The following is an 18,665-nucleotide window of genomic DNA, read 5'->3' as shown; positions in this document are numbered from 1 at the left end:
CTCATTCATCGCGAATAACAAGTTCCACTGATTCAAGTCGCCAGTATTCAAAATCAACCTGAACCACTTTTTTATCTCGGGTAGCCCGATGTTTTTCTACTAAAATTCCATACGTATTAGGCGCAACACCCAGCTCTTTGCAGGCCACTTCTGGCATATTAACCGGTTTAAAAATCATTTCTTTGATATTTAAAACATGGCCAAACGCATCTTCCCAGACGCTGGCAAAAGACTGATTGCCCAATTTATTAATGAATCCTGGCGCAACAGCGGCATCAATATAGGATTCATGGTAAAACACTTTATGTGAATCAAGACCGCACCAGCCGGTAACTAAATAGCGATCGCCGGAGGAGAGAAAAACATCATCAACATGATGCGGAACTGTATCAATGGTTTCTTTGGTTAAATAATCCCAAAAAGGCTTACGTCCCTGAGCACAGGCTTCAGCATTGAAGCTGGAAAGTGATTTAGGGTTATAAATAAATCGCTTCGACGAAATAAACCAACCACTGCGGTTCTTGCGGAAAATACGCGCATCGATCTCAAGCTCAATCAGAACCTGACGTAAGGTCATACGCTTTGCATCCAGCAGCTCACATAGCTCCCTTTCTGAAGGCAATTTGGACCCCGCTGGTAAATTCTTCTCGTTTAACCAGCTTTCAAAGCGCTCTCTGAGCACATCAACATTGTTTTTCTTTTTCATTTTGCTCATCTGGTTTAAACCAATTTGAAGCTAAGATATTTGAGTGCAGGAAATACTCAAGTTTTTTTTCAACGCAGAGTTTCTTTTTGTGGACCAGGTATCAAGAATGGCTTTGAAGCAAACCGTGACCGTCAGGTTTTTGCCCGGTTTGGTACGCAGAGAGATGAACCACGGGGAGAGGTAAATCAGGTGTCGCCACCTGATTTAATTGCAAGATTAAGGTGGGTTTATTTTCCCCACAAACGGCGGGAATTGTCTTCGATCTTGCCGCTTAAACGACGCTTTTGCATCGTTCTGGTCCAGCTTTTTGATAACCCGGCAGCCGACAGTAGACGGTGATATTGCGAATCATCAAACGGCATATGCCAGGCGATAGCAATTGCCTCCCGCACGCTGACGTCGCTTACGCGTGACGCCAGGATCAACGGCGCGTCTGCTGACACCTGACCAGGCGCGATGACGCTGCACAGCCAGCCCGTCTTACCTGCATCCTGCATCTGGCTGGCCATATCGCTGATGCCAAAATGGAAATTCAGCTTAAAGCACGGCGAGCGCGGCTGCGTGACCTGAATCAGCGCCTCTCCCCACTGGAAAATGTCACCAATATACACATTCTCTTCAGTCAGCCCCTCAGTAGAGAGGTTCTCACCAAACGCGGGCGCGACAAATAGCTCCGCCTGCTCCGGGAACGCTTGTCTCCAGTGCTGATAGTGTTCACGCGGATAGTGACACAGCGCGCGATCCGGCCCGCCATGAATTTTCGTTTCCGCCTGTTCATCCCCCGTCAGCCCCAGTTCGGTCAGCATCAACTCACCGTCAATCTGGACTTTAGCAATCGCGCTGGGACGGCTTCCCGTGTAGTCCCGAACTTTGCCCGTAAAAACATCGACCGGATATCGCATCTGTTCCCTCTCCCGATAAATTTCCCCCATTACACCACATTTATTTTACCCCAGTCGCTCAAAATGAGAGCACGGTTCACATGAAAGTTAGGGACACATGCTATCAATGTAATCTGGTTTTGAAACATCATTTCAAATAAGGAGTCGACAACGTGACTGGTCAATCGCAATTTGCTGGCGTCTGGTGTCCTTCCATTACGCCAATGGACAATGACGGCAAGATCGATCTCAACGGTCTGAGCCAGCATCTCAAACGCCTTACCGAGGCCAAAATCGACGTGATTTTGCTGATGGGCAGCATCGGGGAATTTGCTTCCTTTACGCTCGAAGAAAGGCTGCTGCTGATCCGTGAGGCCCGCGCCATGAGCTCGCTAAAGATGGTCGCCAACGTCTCATCCACCTGCCAGAATGATGTTTTATTGATGGCACAGGAAGCGTATCGCTCAGATTACGATGCCGTGATGATCCTGCCGCCCTACTACTACGGACAAACGGCGAAACAGCTGCTGAGCTACTTCCGTCAGTTGGGGCAGAAACTCAGCGGTAAATGGTTTGCTTATAACTTCCCGGCACGCACCGGCTGCGATTTAACCCCCGAACTGGTAGCCACCCTCGCCGCCGAGTTCCCGAATTTTGCTGGCATTAAAGACACCGTCGACTGTCAGTCCCATACCCGCAGCATGATTCAGACCACCCGCGCCGTGCGGGAGGATTTTGCCGTGCTGTCCGGCTATGACGAATACTACATTCCCAACCTGTTGGCAGGTGGCGCGGGGATTATTTCAGGGTTGAACAACGTCATGCCGGAACTGTTTGTCAGCGCGCGGGAGGCGTTTAAACAGGGCGACCTGGCAGCGCTTCGCGATATTCAGGACCAGATTGGCACCTACATGTCCATCTATGCCATAGGCGAAGATTTTGTCACCACCATCAAAACCGTGGTATCGCGTAAGTTTGGCTATTGTACCGGCGTGTCACGTAATGCCGGTGGAGAGTTGAACGAGAGTGAGTGCCGAACAATCGATGAGGTGTTTGTCGTCAAAGGGTAAATAGTTAAGCCGGATGGTGCAGACCATCCGGCTTAAGAGACTTACTTCACGGTACCACGAATATCAATTTCCGCCGCCCTTGCTTTGGCCCTTTTCGACCAGATAGACGTGATAATCGGCACCAGAATGGAGGTCACAATCACCGACGTGGCGACCAGGGAAGTTGCTGCCGGTGCCATCGGTTTAAATGCCGGAACCATTTCAGCAATTAGCACAGGCGTAGCCACCGCCGCACCCGCAGAACTGGAAGCGGCAATCCCCGCCGTACCATCGCCACCACCAATCAGCTTATCGGCGATAATCAATGGAATACCAGTGATGATAATCACCGCCACGCCCAGCAGAATACCCAGCACGCCGGTCTGCGCAATCACGCTCAAATCAATGGTGTTACCTAATGCGAAGGCAAAGAACGGGATCAGCGTCTGCACCGCTTTGCTGAAGAACTCCCGCAGTTCAGGGTCCAGATTCCCCAACGCAAAGCCAATCAGGAACGGCAATACTGCACCAACAAATACGTGCGGTTCAAACGAAGCGATCCCGGCGGTTCCCAGAATCACCATGGTCATCAGCGGACCAGATTCCAGCGACATCAGGACAAACGCCCCGGCCTCTTCTTTGGTGCCGTACTGCTGCATAATCGAGGCATACAGCCCGCCGTTGGTCATATCCATCGCGGCCACCAGCGCCAGCGTAGACAACCCAGCGAAGAATCCGACCTCTACGCCATGTTCCGGCAGAATGCGTGAAGCAATCGCTGCAACCACCCACGCCACCAGAATCTTGGTTATGACTAACGTACCTGATTTACGCAGCACGGTTCCGGTGGCGCTTAGCTTGATCGACGCCCCCATGCAAAAGAACCAGACTGCCAGGATAGGTACCGTACCGGTGATCATACCGTTGGTAAAGGAGCCGAAATATTTCCCGGCGCCGGGGGAAAAGGTGTGACACAACGCGCCCAGGAAAAGCGGCACCAGCATCATACCGCCTGGGATTTTCTCTATCGTACGTTTGATCTGCATTTCCATCACCTGTAGACATAAAAATGGGGCAATTTTTATGGGCGATTGCATCTTGCTTTGAGATGCGCCCGTCTTGATGAAAAGAAGATAGACATTCGTAGAGACTATAAAAGTGATCCCACTCGCATAATAAAACCTTGTTTCAATTTAAGTGGATCATCGTTTTTATATTGAGTTTGATCACAAAAAAACCCCACAAGCATCGCTTGCAGGGCTTCGTTAAAGCGTAGAACTTATTTTTTTGCTGCGAAACGCGCGGCAGCTTCGTCCCAGTTCACCACGTTCCAGAACTCTTTGATGTAGTCCGGGCGACGGTTCTGGAATTTCAGGTAGTAAGCGTGTTCCCAAACGTCCAGGCCCACGATTGGGAAACCGGAAGCGCCAGAGATAGCTTCACCCATCAGCGGGGAATCCTGGTTGGCGGTGGAGACTACAGCCAGTTTGTCACCTTTCAGAACCAGCCACGCCCAGCCGGAGCCAAAGCGGGTTGCCGCTGCTTTTTCAAATTCAGCTTTGAAGTTGTCAACGGAGCCGAAATCACGTTCGATAGCCGCTTTCAGGTCGCCCTGCAGCGTAGTACCGGTTTTCAGGCCTTTCCAGAACAGGCTGTGGTTAGCGTGACCGCCCGCGTTGTTACGCAGTACGGTTTTCTTGTCTGCTGGCAGTTGATCCAGTTTGGTGATCAGCTCTTCAACGGACAGGCTGGCGAATTCAGGCAAGCTTTCCAGCGCAGCGTTGGCGTTGTTTACGTAAGCCTGGTGGTGTTTGGTGTGGTGGATTTCCATCGTCTGCTTATCGAAGTGCGGTTCAAGGGCATCATAAGCGTACGGCAGGGATGGCAGTGTATAACTCATAATCATCTCCAGTATTGTCGGGCGGCCAGTGTTAACGCCGCGTAAGCAGTTGGGTCATTATAGTTAATTAAATGATATTGAAAATGATTATCAATGCCGTACTTTTTACAGGGTCTTAATGAATCAAATCCATTGTTAAAGATGTGAGCCGAATCACCCACTTAACGTGATGATTGCCAACATGCGCAAAAGGACGGCAATCGTTAAAAGGTTAACCACCTGCGTAATTTTTAAACTCGTTAGGTCGGAGGGGTCATTACCGACGATAAAAAATAACGAGGATTAAGTCATGAGTAACGCGATTACGATGGGTATCTTTTGGCATTTGATAGGGGCAGCCAGTGCCGCCTGTTTCTATGCCCCGTTCAAGCAAGTCAAACATTGGTCATGGGAAACGATGTGGTCGGTTGGCGGGATCGTCTCCTGGATAATCCTGCCGTGGACCATCAGCGCCATGTTACTTCCCGATTTCTGGGCCTACTTCAGCTCCTTCAGCCTCTCCACGCTGGCACCGGTATTTCTGTTTGGTGCGATGTGGGGGATTGGCAATATCAACTATGGCCTGACCATGCGCTATCTCGGTATGTCGATGGGTATCGGGATTGCGATAGGTATTACGCTGATTGTCGGCACGCTGATGACCCCGATTATCAACGGCAATTTTGATGTATTGATCAATACTTCCGGTGGCCGCATGACGCTGCTTGGCGTGCTGGTCGCGCTGATTGGTGTGGGCATTGTTACCCGTGCCGGCCAGTTAAAAGAACGCAAAATGGGTATCAAAGCAGAAGATTTCAACCTGAAAAAAGGGCTGGTTCTGGCCGTCATGTGCGGTATTTTCTCCGCCGGGATGTCCTTTGCGATGAACGCGGCGAAACCGATGCACGATGCCGCCGCCGCGCTGGGCGTCGATCCGCTGTATGTCGCCCTGCCTAGCTATGTGGTCATTATGGGCGGTGGCGCACTTGTTAACCTGGGCTTCTGCTTCATTCGTCTGGCAAAAGTGAAGAACTTGTCGATAAAAGCCGACTTCTCGTTAGCCAAACCGCTGATTATCACCAACGTACTGCTCTCTGCGCTTGGTGGCTTGATGTGGTATCTGCAATTCTTCTTCTACGCCTGGGGCCACGCGCGTATTCCGGCGCAGTATGACTATGTAAGCTGGATGCTGCACATGAGCTTCTATGTTCTGTGCGGTGGGATTGTCGGTCTGGTATTGAAAGAGTGGAAAAACGCGGGTCGCCGCCCGGTTAGCGTGCTGAGCCTCGGCTGCGTGGTAATTATTGTCGCGGCAAACATTGTCGGTCTGGGAATGGCCAACTAAGCATGTTGAGTACTGAGATGACGCCACTGGCTCGGCGTCATCTATCCACCAGTTCCCATCATTAGTAAATAATTCCTCACACCCATTTTCACGTTGCCCAAAAGCTGACTTAATAGATTGTACGTTGATTCCATTCATCGGTATAAATGATATTACCGTCACAATGTTTCCAGGTAATTTTCTCGTAGCGCAGCAGAATAGTCTCAAGATGTGTGCCTGTTGCTGCGCCAGGATATAAATCAGGCGTGATTGAAGTGAGCTTCACGTTGTGAAGGATTATGTTGAAATACTCCTTTTATTTAAACTTAGTGAATAGTGAAGTCAACCGGGGGAAAAACCACATCAAAAAAATAAGCGTTATTAATGTTAGTAAAAGACAATATTCAGGAAATAGATGAAGCCATAACAGACCAAAGCCTATTACCAGCGCTGGAAATACTACACTTTCTAATAAAAGTGTGATCAAACTATTAAACACCAAAATCCCTCTGCAAAAAATCCGCTAAATTATCAAAATTTGAGAAGCGCTTTGACTTTACTCTACTAATCATATTGGAAATAGCTGGTTCAACAAAATAATAGAGCATTTCAAGCTTTGCCTGATATAAAACCCAATAATAATCTGGATCAATTCCTTTTAGCTGCCGCGCAGTAAGAGCGCACTTTTGTTGAACTCCGAAAAATTGCAGCAAAAATACCGCTTGCGGCAGTTTTGCAGATAAACGCTCAACGATGATTTTCGACATGAAGCCAGACTGAGACAACGCAATAGAAGCCGCGGAAGCAAAAGCATACCGAGTCCCTCCCGCAATATTCATATGAGTAGCCAGTGCAGACATTTTTCTGATAAATTGACGAGCCGAGCCTTCGGGATTACCTTCATCAACATCATCATTTATTGTTATGAAATACAAATAAAGCATATATATAATTACATCACGATATCTATATATTGACTCAATGGAATAGAGCATCCTTATTTCTTCAGATTTTAACTCCTGACAAATATCATTGCACTGAGGTATAAAACATGATGAATACCAACTAGCTCGCTCAATACCAGAATATATATCTGAAGCAACACCTCTGGCTGATTGAAAAACCCCACCAACAGCATTCTGAGTGGTTAGAGCCAGCCGTCTATCATTTTGAAACTTCATCCTTAAATAGTCAGACGCCTGCATTACTTAGCTCTCAGTCATTTATGATGATAAATTATCATATACGTTCACGCCCCCCATGATAATGGGCGTTATTCCTATTTTACTCTTTATTTACAGCAATAAACCATCGTGGAGATTTTATTTTATAGAAGTATTCGCTGTCAGATTTTATCACCCTAATATGCGATATTATTATGATTCCTCACTCAGCCAGATGACGCCACTGGCTCGGCGTCATCCCGGTTTCCCGCGTAAATACCACCGAAAAGTAGTTACTGTCCTCAAAGCCGCAGCGCATGGAAATCTCACTGATCATCAACCGACTATGTTTGAGCAGATACTGCGCATGGCAAACCCGCACCTGGCGGAGATACTGGTTGATAGTCATCCCGGTCTGGCTGCGAAACTGCTGGCGCAAAACGCGCTCGCTGCACCGTTCGCGCTCGCAAAACGTATCCAGTTCGAATGCATGCTCATGGCTACCAGCTAACGCGGTGATCAGTTTATCCAGCAGCGTTTCACTGGAGGTCGCCGAGAGCGTATCGGTGGCATAACGATGCCGCTTAAGGTGTGTCACCAGTTGCCCGAACAGCAGCTCAGCCATGGTAAAAGCCTGTGCATCACGCTGATTGCTTTCATGCTCAAGCTGGCTTATCACCTGTCGGGCCTGAGTCATGCCAACGCTGCCGAGTCGCCAGTGCGGCTGCCTCGGCGTACCGTCAAATCCGGGGATCGCCCCTTGCCAGTCAACATTCAGCGTCAACCGCTCCGGGCAGTAGATGATATTTTGCAGCACAAGGTCGTTCACGGAGGTGTAGGAGTGTTTATCTTCGGCGCGAATGTAAAACAGATCACCACGGGTTATCCGGTACGGGCGATCGTTAAGGACATGCAGGCCATTGCCGCGCCAGACCATGACCAGCTCGCAAAACTCGTGGGTATGCTCAGCAAAGACATCCTGCGGATAGCGATCAGCCACGGCGACAGCCTGCTGCTCATGCGCAAAGAAGTCTGATTTCAGAAGGATTAGCTGATTCGCCATCACATGACCTCAACCTGAATGCTTGCCGGATGCGCTGCGCTTATCCGGCCTACAGGGCATCCACGTAGGCCGGATAAGGCGTAGCCACCATCCGGCATTAAGGGGCATGATTATCTGAGATTCGGCGGTAAAAAACGTTGATAGCTTTCGCGTTACTGGAGGCTGCTTGCCACAACGAGATCGCGCCCCTGGCGAATATCGCGTGGTGACCACTTGAACTCACGGCGAAAAAGCGTCGAAAAGTGGTTACTGTCGCCGAATCCGCAGAGATAAGCGATGTCTGTCACACTGTCATCACTGTGGCGAAGCAGATGCCGGGCCTTGATCAGCCGCAAGCGGTTAAGGTAGCGCTGTGGCGTCAATCCAGTTTGCTGTTTGAGCTGGCGATGCAGAGTGCGCAAAGAGAGGGAAAACCTCTCGGCCAGCGCCTCCCAACACACCTCGTCGGCAAAGTTATCTTCCAGCCAGGCCATCAGAAGGTTAAGCCGCGCGTCGTTATCGGTCGCAGCTTCCATCAGGCTGCTTTTACGCAGCAGCACCAGCAGCTGCATAAACAGGATCTCGCGATTTGCCGCCGTTGGTGTATCCATCCCCTCACCGAGCGCTTCCATCTGCCCCACCAGTTGTCGAACCTGCTGCAACACGCCCTGATTAACCCGCCAGTGGGAGGGATACTGCCCGTTCTGTTCCTGAGGTAAAAGCTGATTCAGTCCAGCCAGAAATTGAAACGCATCCGGGGAGCGATACAACACATTGGTCAGGCACAGATTGTCAGTATGTTCATATAAATGCCGGTCATGATCGCGAACGAAACACACCGTACCGCCGCTGATGGTGTAAGGCTGCCCGTTGAACACATGGATCCCCGTTCCATGTTCGACCACCACAATTTCATGAAAATCATGATGATGTTCTGGAAATGCAGGTTGAGGAAGCCGCGGTTCAATAGCCACTGGCGCTTTACCTGTCGGAAAAAAATCCACGCAATGCAATACCGTCATGATGACATCCTTCCCGATCAAATGAACATGGCTGAATAGTAATTAAGGGTTATCACCCTCACCTTAAATTTTTGACGCCAAAGTGCGTAAACACGGTCAATTCTTCAAGAAACGGCGGGAAAGATCGGGAATTGCGGAAGACGTCACATCCGCTAAAACCGGTCCTATTAAAAGAAATTGTGAACAACATCACGTTCACCTTTGCCATGTTGCCAGCCGCTAATTGTGCCTGTCACTGTCAAGAAGGTACGCGTTATCTGGGGTTCTTAGACTGAGTGCAATAAAACTCAGAAGGACCTCGCTATGACTTTTCGCCATTGTGTCGCAGTCGATCTCGGCGCATCCAGTGGGCGCGTAATGCTGGCGCGTTACGACAGTGAACACCGCTCTCTGACGCTGCGTGAAATCCACCGCTTCGTGAACTGCCTGCAAAAAACAGACGGTTTTGACACCTGGGACATCGACAGCCTGGAAAACGATATTCGCCTTGGCCTGAAAAAAGTCTGCGATGAAGGCATTCGCATAGACAGCATCGGCATTGATACCTGGGGCGTGGATTACGTTCTGATCGATAACGTCGGTCAACGTGTCGGTCTGCCGGTCTCTTACCGTGACAGCCGCACGACCGGCATTATGGCGCAGGCGATGGAGCAGCCGGGTAAAGGTGAAATTTACCGCCGTAGCGGCATTCAGTTTCTGCCCTTTAACACCCTGTATCAGCTACGTGCATTGGTTGAACAGCAGCCAGAACTGCTCCCACAGGTGGCCCATGCCCTGCTGATCCCCGACTACTTCAGCTTTCGCCTGACCGGCAAAATGAACTGGGAATACACCAATGCCACCACCACCCAGCTAGTCAATATCAATACCGACGACTGGGATGACACACTGCTGGCGTGGACCGGGGCAGACAAAGCCTGGTTTGGTCGCCCGACGCATCCGGGGAACGTGATCGGCCACTGGATTTGCCCACAGAAAAACCAAATTCCGGTTGTCGCCGTCGCCAGTCATGACACGGCCAGCGCGGTCATCGCGTCGCCATTGGCCGATAAAAACAGCGCCTATCTCTCTTCCGGGACCTGGTCGCTGATGGGCTTTGAGAGCAGAACACCGTATACCAACGATGCGGCGCTGGCGGCGAATATCACCAACGAAGGCGGCGCGGAAGGACGCTACCGTGTCCTGAAAAATATCATGGGACTATGGCTGCTCCAGCGCGTGTTAAAAGAGCGTCAGATTACCGACCTGCCAACGCTTATCAGCCAAACGCAAGCGCTGCCGGCCTGCCAGTTCCTGATAAACCCGAACGACGATCGCTTTATCAATCCCGACGATATGAGTGCAGAAATTCAGGCGGCATGCCGTGAATCGGGCCAACCCGTTCCCCTGCAAAACGCCGAACTGGCGCGCTGTATCTTCGACAGCCTGGCGTTGCTGTACGCCGACATCCTGCAAGAACTGGCACAACTGCGTGGTGCAGCATTTAGCCAACTGCACATTGTCGGTGGCGGCTGCCAGAACACCTTACTGAACCAACTGTGCGCGGATGCCTGCGGTATTCGCGTGATGTCCGGGCCGATTGAGGCCTCCACGCTCGGCAATATCGGCATCCAGCTGATGACGCTGGACGAGCTGAACAACGTCGATGATTTCCGTCAGGTGGTGCGCGCCAACTATGACCTGACCACCTTCATTCCCAATCCTGAAAGTGAAATTGCCCGCTACCAGGCGCAGTTTCAATCACTACGACAGACAAAGGAGCTTTGCGCATGACCACTCAACTTGAACAAGCCTGGGAACTGGCAAAACTACGTTTCGCCGCGGTAGGCATTGATGTCGAGGCGGCCTTACGCCAGCTCGATCGCCTGCCGGTCTCCATGCACTGCTGGCAGGGCGATGATGTCGCCGGTTTCGAAAACCCGGAAGGCTCGCTCACTGGCGGTATTCAGGCTACCGGTAACTATCCGGGTAAAGCGCGTAACGCCACCGAACTGCGGGCCGATCTGGAGCAAGCGCTAAGCCTGATTCCGGGACCCAAACGTCTGAATTTGCACGCGATCTATCTGGAATCGGATACACCGGTTGCCCGCAACCAAATCAAACCTGAGCACTTTAAAAACTGGGTTGAGTGGGCGAAAGCGAACCAGTTAGGGCTGGATTTCAACCCGTCCTGCTTCTCTCACCCGCTGAGCGCCGACGGCTTCACGCTGGCGCACGCCGACGACACCATTCGCCAGTTCTGGATCGATCACTGCAAAGCCAGCCGTCGCGTCTCGGCGTATTTTGGCGAGCAGTTGGGCACACCATCGGTGATGAACATCTGGATCCCGGATGGCATGAAAGACATCACTGTTGACCGTTTAGCGCCGCGCCAGCGTCTGCTGGACGCACTGGACGAAGTGATCAGCGAGAAACTCGACCCGACGCACCATATCGATGCCGTCGAAAGCAAGCTGTTTGGCATCGGTGCGGAAAGCTATACCGTGGGCTCTAACGAGTTCTACATGGGTTACGCCACCAGCCGCCAGACCGCGCTGTGTCTGGATGCGGGTCACTTCCATCCGACTGAAGTGATCTCCGACAAAATCTCCGCCGCCATGCTGTATGTACCGCACCTCCTGCTGCACGTCAGCCGTCCAGTGCGCTGGGACAGCGATCACGTGGTACTGCTGGATGATGAAACTCAGGCGATTGCCAGCGAGATCGTTCGCCACAACCTGTTTGACCGCGTACACATTGGCCTCGACTTCTTCGACGCCTCCATTAACCGCATCGCCGCGTGGGTGATCGGCACCCGCAATATGAAAAAAGCCCTGCTGCGCGCGCTGTTAGAACCCACCGAACAACTGCGTCAGCTCGAAGCCAGCGGCGACTACACCGCACGCCTGGCCCTGCTGGAAGAGCAAAAATCGCTGCCGTGGCAGGCCGTCTGGGAGATGTATTGCCAGCGCCACGACACGCCTGCGGGCAGCCAATGGCTGGACAGCGTGCGCGCTTATGAAAAAGAGATTTTGAGCAAACGTAGCTAACCGTGACACCAGGCTTGTAGGCCGGATAAGACGCCCCGCGTCGCCATCCGGCAATAAATGAAACACGATTGCCGGGTGGCGCTTCGCTTATCCGGCCTACGTAAGACCCGATAACGTTCGGGCAATAAACAGGAACACCGAACATGCAAAAAATTACTACTTCCTGGTTCGTCCAGGGGATGATCAAAGCCACTTCTGATGCGTGGCTGAAAGGCTGGGACGAGCGTAACGGCGGCAACCTGACGCTGCGTCTTGATGAAGCAGATATCGCACCGTTTAGCGCCGATTTCTACGAAAAACCACGCTATATTGCGCTAAGTCAACCGATGCCACTGCTGGCAAACACGCCGTTTATCGTCACCGGTTCCGGTAAATTTTTCCGTAACGTCCAGCTCGATCCCGCGGCAAATTTGGGCGTAGTAAAAGTAGACAGCGACGGTGCGGGCTACCACATCCTCTGGGGCCTGACCCACGAGGCCGTACCGACCTCTGAACTGCCGGCTCACTTCCTCTCTCACTGCGAACGCATTAAAGCGACGAACGGTAAAGACCGCGTGATCATGCACTGCCATGCCACCAACCTGATCGCTCTGACCTACGTACTGGAAAACAACACAGCGCTGATTACCCGCAAGCTGTGGGAAGGCAGCACCGAGTGCCTGGTAGTGTTCCCGGATGGCGTTGGCATTCTGCCGTGGATGGTGCCGGGTACAGATGAAATCGGCCAGGCAACCGCCGAGGAAATGCAGAAACACTCGCTGGTACTGTGGCCGTTCCACGGCGTGTTCGGCAGCGGACCTACCCTCGACGAAGCGTTCGGTTTGATAGATACCGCAGAGAAATCTGCCGAAGTTTTAGTCAAAATCTTTTCGATGGGCGGTATGAAGCAGACCATCTCACGTGAAGAGCTGGTCGCACTTGGTAAACGTTTTGGTGTGACACCGCTGGCAAGCGCCATAGAGCTGTACTGATACCTCCCAACGCAACGCCGGATGCGGCTTCATCTTATCCGGCCTACAGGATTTTATTATTAAGGAGAATAGTGATGAGCTTTATGTTGGCACTACCAAAAATTAGCCTGCATGGCGCCGGCGCGATTGCCGATATGGTGAATCTCGTGGCGAATAAACAATGGGGCAAAGCGCTGATCGTCACCGATGGGCAACTGGTGAAACTGGGCCTGCTGGATAGCCTGTTTACCGCGCTGGATAAGCATCAAATGTCTTACCACCTGTTTGATGAAGTATTCCCGAACCCGACAGAAGAGCTGGTGCAGCAAGGTTTTGCGGCCTATCAGAACGCAGAATGTGACTACATCATCGCCTTCGGTGGCGGCAGCCCGATCGATACCGCCAAAGCGGTGAAAATCCTGACAGCCAACCCTGGTCCTTCTACCGCTTATTCCGGCGTGGGCAAAGTGAAAAATGCGGGAGTCCCGCTGGTCGCCATCAATACTACCGCCGGTACGGCAGCAGAGATGACCAGCAACGCGGTCATTATCGACTCTGCCCGTAAGGTCAAAGAGGTGATCATCGACCCGAATATCATCCCGGATATCGCCGTGGATGATGCCAGCGTGATGCTGGAAATCCCGGCCTCCGTCACCGCCGCAACCGGTATGGACGCCCTGACCCACGCGGTGGAAGCCTATGTTTCCGTTGGCGCGCATCCGCTCACCGACGCTAACGCGCTGGAAGCGATTCGCCTGATCAACCTGTGGCTACCAAAAGCGGTCGACGACGGTCATAACCTCGAAGCTCGTGAGCAAATGGCGTTTGGTCAGTACCTGGCGGGGATGGCATTCAACAGCGCCGGTCTGGGTCTGGTGCATGCGCTGGCTCACCAGCCGGGCGCAACCCATAATCTGCCGCACGGCGTCTGCAACGCCATCCTGCTGCCGGTAATCGAAAACTTTAACCGCCCGAACGCCGTGGCGCGCTTTGCCCGCGTGGCGCAGGCGATGGGCGTCGATACCCGTGACATGAGCGATGAAGCGGCAAGTATGGAGGCCATCAACGCGATTCGTGCACTTAGCAAGCGTGTCGGTATTCCTGCGGGCTTTAGCTCCCTTGGCGTGACGAAAGAGGATATTGAAGGCTGGCTGGATAAAGCGTTGGCCGATCCGTGTGCGCCGTGCAACCCGCGCACCGCCAGCCGCGACGAGGTCCGCGAGCTGTATCTGGAGGCGTTATGATCCGCAAGGCCTTTGTGATGCAGGTGAATGCCGACGCGCACGTTGAATACCAGCGCCGTCATAATCCCATCTGGCCAGAACTGGAAGCGGTGCTGAAAGAGCACGGTGCCCATCACTACGCGATTTATCTCGATCAGGCGCGCAATCTGCTGTTCGCCACCGTTGAGATTGAGTCCGAAGAACGCTGGAACGCCGTTGCCAGCACCGACGTTTGCCAACGTTGGTGGAAGCATATGCGTGACGTAATGCCAGCAAACCCGGACAACAGCCCGGTTAGCGCAGAGCTAAAAGAAGTGTTTTATCTGCAGTAGTCTTGTAGGCCGGATAAGGCGCTAACGCGCCGCATCCGGCACAACGCAACATAACCGTTAGTTTTGCTCAGAAACCAGAATCGCCTGGGTGTCAGGCTCCAGCGCTTTAAAAATATGCGCCCGATCGGCGGGGTAACAAATATAGTCCCCCTCGCCTAACTCCTCCGGCGCTTCCGTCAATCCTACCATCGCCTTACCCTGCGTCACGATGATGTGTTCAACCGATCCCGGTGGATGCGGCTGTGAAATCCGATCCGCGCCCGGCTGCGTCAGCAGCAGATAGATATCCCGCCGCGCCCCCGGTGGGCAGGCGGCCAGTAAAATGGCCTGATAGTGGGCCTGCTCAGCCACCACCTTTGTCCCTTCGCCGCGGCGAATCACCTGCGTTTTTTGTTCCTGCGGCTCCAGCAGGCGAGCAAAGGGAATATCTAACGCCACACACAGCGACCAGAGCGTTTCCAGGCTAGGATTGCCATTGCCCGCTTCCAATTGCGAGAGTGTCGATTTTGCAATCCCTGCGCGACGGGCAATCTCTGCCAATGACAAACCGGTGCGCTGACGTTCACGCACAAGGCTTTTCGCGATCATACTGATGGGCTGGGTCATTCACGACTCCATGTTCTTTATATCGAACGAATCGTTCGACTTGTAATATTAACTGGTCGCGTTCATTATAATGGAAATTCGTTCGATATGGCTAAAACGGTATGAAACATTATTTTTCCAGTCTCAAAGGCGACACGATAAAAGCAATATTTTTAGTCTGTCTGGCCGTCGGCGTAGTCGGCATGTCATACGGCTCGCTGGCGATGGCCTACGGCTTCCCGCTGTGGGTACCGTTTGTGCTTTCGATTACGGTACTGGCGGGTGCTTCCGAGTTTATGTTTATCGGCATCGTCGCCAGCGGCGGTAACCCACTGGCGGCTGCGGCTGCCGGTTTACTGGTCAACGCCCGACACGTGCCGTTTGGCGTCACGGTGCGCGATCTGGTGGGCTCCCGGGCTGCGAGTTTCCTCGGCTGTCATATCATGAACGACGAAAGCGTAGTCTTTGGCCTGTCGCAAAAAACGCCCGAACAACGTAAAGCCGCCTTCTGGCTGTGCGGTCTGGGCGTCGCGATTTTCTGGCCTGTTGGCACACTGATCGGCGCGGGCGTCGGCAAACTGCTCCCCGCCCCGGAAACCATCGGTCTGGATGCCGTCTTCCCTGCAATTTTATTAGCCTTAGTGGTCCCGGCCTTTAAAAACCGCACCACGCTGATTCGCGCCTGTAGCGGTGCCGGGTTGTCGCTTGCGGCTATCCCCTTTGCGCCGGTCGGTTTACCGGTTCTGCTTTCACTGTTTGGCTTACTGACAAGGAAAAAATAATGGGCAACATGACGCTGTTTATCGTCGGTATCGCCATGTTATCTCTGGGAACGTATTTAATGCGTTTAGGAGGAGCGAAGCTTGGGAGTCGTTTAGCGTTCTCGGAACGCTCGCAGGCGCTACTTTCCGACGCCGCAACGGTATTATTGTTCTCCGTTGCGCTGGCGACCACCTTTTACGAAGGCGAACACTTCGCTGGCATGGCGCGCGTGCTGGGCGTGGCTTTTGCGGTATTTCTCGCCTGGCGCAAGCTGCCGCTAATCGTGGTGATCGTCGCTGCCGCAGTGGTGACCGCATTGCTGCGAATGGCGGGCATAAACTAAAAAAGCGCCTCAAGGGCGCTCTTTCGACAGTACTAAGATATCTTATTTCAGCAGTTCGGCGGTCATGTGCACGCGGTTACCGGTGTATGCCTGAGTGATTTTGTAATCGCTGGCACCCGCACGTTCAGCCTGAGCGGCGATTTTTGCTTCAGCGCTTTCCAGCGTAGAACCGGTTGCGGTAACTGTCTGAGCAGCGAAAGAACCGAAAGAAGTAGCCAGAGCGATAACTGCGACAAAAGTTTTGATGCTTTTCATGATATAAACCCTTTAACTTAGTTGTTTGAGTAAGGCACCGTGCCTTGATGTGATAAATAATAGCCATCTCATCACACAACTGAAAGCGGAAGGATTTGCCAGTCTTATTCAAATTATTTGAGAGATAAAATGTCACGTAATCAGGAACCACAATGGCTTGCTGGCAGCCGTAGAAAAACGCAACCAGCGGGGAGTTGGTTACTTCGTCAGGGTGAACCACAAAGTAAAATTCATCTTTTACATCATGGTGTGGCTCGTGCGGTTTATCACGCGGACAACGGCGTTGAAAGGGTTAAAGAGTTCTACTTTGCCGGGGAATACTGCTTTCTGTACCTGAACTGGCTAACTAACACGCCTGCCGATTACAGTCTGCAAATGATCGCCGCTGGAGAAATCACTGAAATCCCCCTGGCTTTGCTGGATGCGCCGGAAAATCAGGATATTAAGACCCAGCTACTGGTCCAGCAATTGATCTACAAAGAGAAAAAAGAGCAAATGCTGCTGCTCAATACCCCAGAGCAACGCTACCAGTACGTACAAACGCACTTCCCGGACTGGGAGTCACAGCTCACCCAGCGCGATCTCGCCAACTATATCGGCATTACCCCCGTTAGCCTGTCCCGCATTCGCCAGCGTCTTAACAAAGGTTAACGCCTTACGGTGATGCGTCGATTATTGTCCCGTCATTCTTTAATAGATGGCGACCACAATGAACGCATTTCTTCTCTCTCAGATGCTGGCTGGCATCAGCTTCTTACTGGATATTTCCGCTTTTCATTTTCAACGCAGGGCTATCACTTTAGCGCTGCTCACTAGCTCTACTTCTCTGTTAGCTATCCATTTCTATCTTTTAGATCAACACGCTGCGGCTGGGTTAATGATCATTGCCGCATGCCGCTTTGCGACGGCCATCGTCACGTTTCATCGCTGGGTGATGTGGGGATTTATGCTGGGGTCGCTGCTGTGTAGCGTTTATCTTTGGCAGAATCTGACGAGTATTTTGCCGCTGATGGGAAGCCTGCTGATGACCTTTGCGTCATTTCAAAAACGCAGCGGAAAATTACGGGGATACACTCTGTGCGGCAGCCTGTGTTGGCTGCTGAACAATGTGATTGTTGGCTCGCCAGTTGCCGTAATCATGGAACTGGCGTTTTCAGGCAGTATTCTGGCTGCCTGGTGGCGTCACAGCGCGACCAGACGTTGCGGATGCGTATAGATCGTCGCCCTGCCCGGTTTGCAAAAACCCACCAGCGTCAGGTTACAACGTTCGGCAACTTCCACGGCAAGCGTTGTCGCCGCAGAAACAGCAAACAAGATCTCCACACCGCACATCGCCGACTTCTGCACCATCTCATAACTGGCGCGGCTGGAGACTAATACCGCGCCCTGTTGCCAGGTTTCTCCTTCGATTGCACGTCGTCCCAGCAATTTATCCAACGCAACATGACGTCCAACATCTTCATGCCCGCCCGCCAGATGACCTGACGGCTGTACCCAGGCAGCCGCGTGCGTGCAACCTGTCAGTTGCCCTACAGGTTGAAAATCCATGAGATGTCGTAAAGCATGATCGAGATTCGCCAGATCGAATGTCTGGGTAAACGGCAGCGGCTGGACCGGCTTGCCAATGTCATTGAGCTGCTCCACGCCACAAACGCCGCAACCGGTGCGTCCGGCCAGCGCGCGACGGCGCTCCTTCAGCCCCATAAAGCGACGGCTGGACAGCTCAACCTGCACTTCCAATCCGTTGCAGGAAGGCACCACGTCCATTCCATAGATATCCTGCGGGGACTCAATAATGCCTTCAGAAAGTGAAAAACCCATCGCGAAGTGCGCAAGATCTTTCGGTGATGCCATCATCACCACGTGCGAAATCCCGTTGTATACCAGCGCAACAGGCACTTCTTCAGCTACCTCATCAGGCTGAGGATGTTGCAAATCCTCGCGTTTCCAGAGGGTCAACTGGCGAGATCCTGTCGAAGATGTCACATTCTTGATGTTTTCTTGAATAATCTTATTCACTTTCTTTTAACCATATTGGAACACGCATACCAACATTGTGGTATTCTTTACAAATCCCTCCTGGACGGAGGGAAATTCACCCAATTCTGGACCTTTGCGGT

21 protein-coding genes and 1 pseudogene are annotated in these 18,665 nt (G+C 52.2%); 11 read left to right on the top strand and 11 right to left on the bottom strand.

Annotation, left to right across the window (positions count from 1 at the left end; translation table 11 throughout):
- Position 1: 1 nt before the first annotated feature.
- Entirely contained in the window at positions 2-706 is a 705-nt protein-coding gene (locus tag OGY83_RS02160; RefSeq protein ID WP_079939316.1) for a GntR family transcriptional regulator, read from the bottom strand.
- Between the two features lie 227 nt (positions 707-933).
- On the bottom strand, positions 934-1,608 hold the full coding sequence (gene yiiM, locus OGY83_RS02155) for a 6-hydroxyaminopurine reductase (RefSeq protein WP_048215189.1): 675 nt from the start codon (positions 1,606-1,608) through the stop codon (positions 934-936).
- 152 nt (positions 1,609-1,760) lie between these two features.
- On the opposite strand from yiiM, the gene OGY83_RS02150 reads away from it, so the two are divergent.
- Complete coding sequence (locus OGY83_RS02150; RefSeq protein WP_079939315.1) at positions 1,761-2,657, top strand: dihydrodipicolinate synthase family protein; 897 nt, start codon at positions 1,761-1,763, stop codon at positions 2,655-2,657.
- A gap of 41 nt (positions 2,658-2,698) precedes the next feature.
- Here OGY83_RS02150 and kdgT read toward each other — a convergent pair whose 3' ends face one another.
- Together kdgT and sodA are read right to left on the bottom strand one after the other, a co-directional pair.
- The gene (gene kdgT, locus OGY83_RS02145; RefSeq protein WP_020996114.1) at positions 2,699-3,682 is read right to left on the bottom strand and encodes a 2-keto-3-deoxygluconate transporter; all 984 of its coding nucleotides are present in this window, start codon (positions 3,680-3,682) and stop codon (positions 2,699-2,701) included.
- Between the two features lie 233 nt (positions 3,683-3,915).
- Positions 3,916-4,536 carry a superoxide dismutase [Mn] gene (gene sodA, locus OGY83_RS02140; RefSeq protein ID WP_003825239.1) on the bottom strand — a complete coding sequence of 207 codons (621 nt, stop codon included), beginning with the start codon at positions 4,534-4,536 and terminating at the stop codon, positions 3,916-3,918.
- 289 nt (positions 4,537-4,825) lie between these two features.
- Between sodA and rhaT the strand changes: the two genes are divergently transcribed.
- Positions 4,826-5,860 (top strand): L-rhamnose/proton symporter RhaT, encoded by a 1,035-nt coding sequence (gene rhaT / locus OGY83_RS02135; RefSeq protein WP_286635126.1) that lies wholly within the window; start codon positions 4,826-4,828, stop codon positions 5,858-5,860.
- Between the two features lie 109 nt (positions 5,861-5,969).
- Here rhaT and OGY83_RS02130 read toward each other — a convergent pair.
- The 4 genes and pseudogenes from OGY83_RS02130 to rhaS all read right to left on the bottom strand — a co-directional run.
- A pseudogene (locus OGY83_RS02130) lies at positions 5,970-6,152 on the bottom strand (type VI secretion system tube protein Hcp); the annotation flags it as partial.
- Between the two features lie 178 nt (positions 6,153-6,330).
- The gene (locus tag OGY83_RS02125) at positions 6,331-7,044 is read right to left on the bottom strand and encodes a hypothetical protein (RefSeq protein WP_286635124.1); all 714 of its coding nucleotides are present in this window, start codon (positions 7,042-7,044) and stop codon (positions 6,331-6,333) included.
- A 181-nt stretch (positions 7,045-7,225) separates the two neighbouring features.
- Complete coding sequence (gene rhaR, locus OGY83_RS02120; RefSeq protein WP_286635123.1) at positions 7,226-8,065, bottom strand: HTH-type transcriptional activator RhaR; 840 nt, start codon at positions 8,063-8,065, stop codon at positions 7,226-7,228.
- 152 nt (positions 8,066-8,217) lie between these two features.
- Entirely contained in the window at positions 8,218-9,066 is an 849-nt protein-coding gene (gene rhaS, locus OGY83_RS02115) for an HTH-type transcriptional activator RhaS (RefSeq protein WP_149281834.1), read from the bottom strand.
- Positions 9,067-9,369: 303 nt separating this feature from the next.
- Here rhaS and rhaB point away from each other — a divergent pair, with 303 nt between their 5' ends.
- The 5 genes from rhaB (at position 9,370) to rhaM (ending at position 14,600) form a co-directional block, all read left to right on the top strand.
- Complete coding sequence (rhaB, locus tag OGY83_RS02110; protein WP_191227949.1) at positions 9,370-10,839, top strand: rhamnulokinase; 1,470 nt, start codon at positions 9,370-9,372, stop codon at positions 10,837-10,839.
- Positions 10,836-12,095 carry an L-rhamnose isomerase gene (rhaA, locus tag OGY83_RS02105; protein ID WP_286635120.1) on the top strand — a complete coding sequence of 420 codons (1,260 nt, stop codon included), beginning with the start codon at positions 10,836-10,838 and terminating at the stop codon, positions 12,093-12,095. The genes rhaB and rhaA overlap by 4 nt, the downstream gene beginning before the upstream one ends.
- Positions 12,096-12,238: 143 nt before the next feature.
- Entirely contained in the window at positions 12,239-13,066 is an 828-nt protein-coding gene (rhaD, locus tag OGY83_RS02100) for a rhamnulose-1-phosphate aldolase (protein ID WP_123269182.1), read from the top strand.
- 74 nt (positions 13,067-13,140) lie between these two features.
- Positions 13,141-14,289, top strand: coding sequence for a lactaldehyde reductase (fucO, locus tag OGY83_RS02095; RefSeq protein ID WP_191227951.1), 1,149 nt, complete (start codon positions 13,141-13,143; stop codon positions 14,287-14,289).
- A complete protein-coding gene (gene rhaM, locus OGY83_RS02090) occupies positions 14,286-14,600 on the top strand; it encodes an L-rhamnose mutarotase (protein WP_003825253.1) in 315 nt (104 codons plus the stop codon). Before fucO ends, rhaM begins: the two co-directional genes overlap by 4 nt.
- A gap of 57 nt (positions 14,601-14,657) precedes the next feature.
- Here rhaM and OGY83_RS02085 read toward each other — a convergent pair whose 3' ends face one another.
- Entirely contained in the window at positions 14,658-15,206 is a 549-nt protein-coding gene (locus tag OGY83_RS02085; protein ID WP_003825255.1) for a helix-turn-helix domain-containing protein, read from the bottom strand.
- Between the two features lie 101 nt (positions 15,207-15,307).
- Here OGY83_RS02085 and OGY83_RS02080 point away from each other — a divergent pair, with 101 nt between their 5' ends.
- Together OGY83_RS02080 and OGY83_RS02075 are read left to right on the top strand one after the other, a co-directional pair.
- Positions 15,308-15,967 (top strand): AzlC family ABC transporter permease, encoded by a 660-nt coding sequence (locus OGY83_RS02080; protein WP_003825259.1) that lies wholly within the window; start codon positions 15,308-15,310, stop codon positions 15,965-15,967.
- Positions 15,967-16,290 carry an AzlD domain-containing protein gene (locus OGY83_RS02075; protein WP_079939305.1) on the top strand — a complete coding sequence of 108 codons (324 nt, stop codon included), beginning with the start codon at positions 15,967-15,969 and terminating at the stop codon, positions 16,288-16,290. The genes OGY83_RS02080 and OGY83_RS02075 overlap by 1 nt, the downstream gene beginning before the upstream one ends.
- A 42-nt stretch (positions 16,291-16,332) precedes the next feature.
- On the opposite strand, the gene OGY83_RS02070 is transcribed toward OGY83_RS02075, so the two are convergent.
- The gene (locus OGY83_RS02070; protein WP_003825262.1) at positions 16,333-16,545 is read right to left on the bottom strand and encodes a YdgH/BhsA/McbA family protein; all 213 of its coding nucleotides are present in this window, start codon (positions 16,543-16,545) and stop codon (positions 16,333-16,335) included.
- A gap of 129 nt (positions 16,546-16,674) precedes the next feature.
- Here OGY83_RS02070 and OGY83_RS02065 point away from each other — a divergent pair, with 129 nt between their 5' ends.
- On the top strand, positions 16,675-17,196 hold the full coding sequence (locus OGY83_RS02065) for a Crp/Fnr family transcriptional regulator (RefSeq protein ID WP_286635115.1): 522 nt from the start codon (positions 16,675-16,677) through the stop codon (positions 17,194-17,196).
- 58 nt (positions 17,197-17,254) lie between these two features.
- Positions 17,255-17,761, top strand: coding sequence for a YgjV family protein (locus OGY83_RS02060; RefSeq protein ID WP_286635113.1), 507 nt, complete (start codon positions 17,255-17,257; stop codon positions 17,759-17,761).
- Here the strand turns inward: OGY83_RS02060 and fdhD are convergent.
- Positions 17,728-18,564 (bottom strand): formate dehydrogenase accessory sulfurtransferase FdhD, encoded by an 837-nt coding sequence (fdhD, locus tag OGY83_RS02055; RefSeq protein WP_286615325.1) that lies wholly within the window; start codon positions 18,562-18,564, stop codon positions 17,728-17,730. The genes OGY83_RS02060 and fdhD overlap by 34 nt on opposite strands.
- Positions 18,565-18,665: the final 101 nt, after the last annotated feature.

This window comes from Citrobacter sp. Cpo090 (assembly GCF_030332665.1).
In the GTDB taxonomy this organism is placed as follows: domain Bacteria; phylum Pseudomonadota; class Gammaproteobacteria; order Enterobacterales; family Enterobacteriaceae; genus Citrobacter; species Citrobacter portucalensis.
This window is presented reverse-complemented; position numbering and strand designations above follow the sequence as displayed.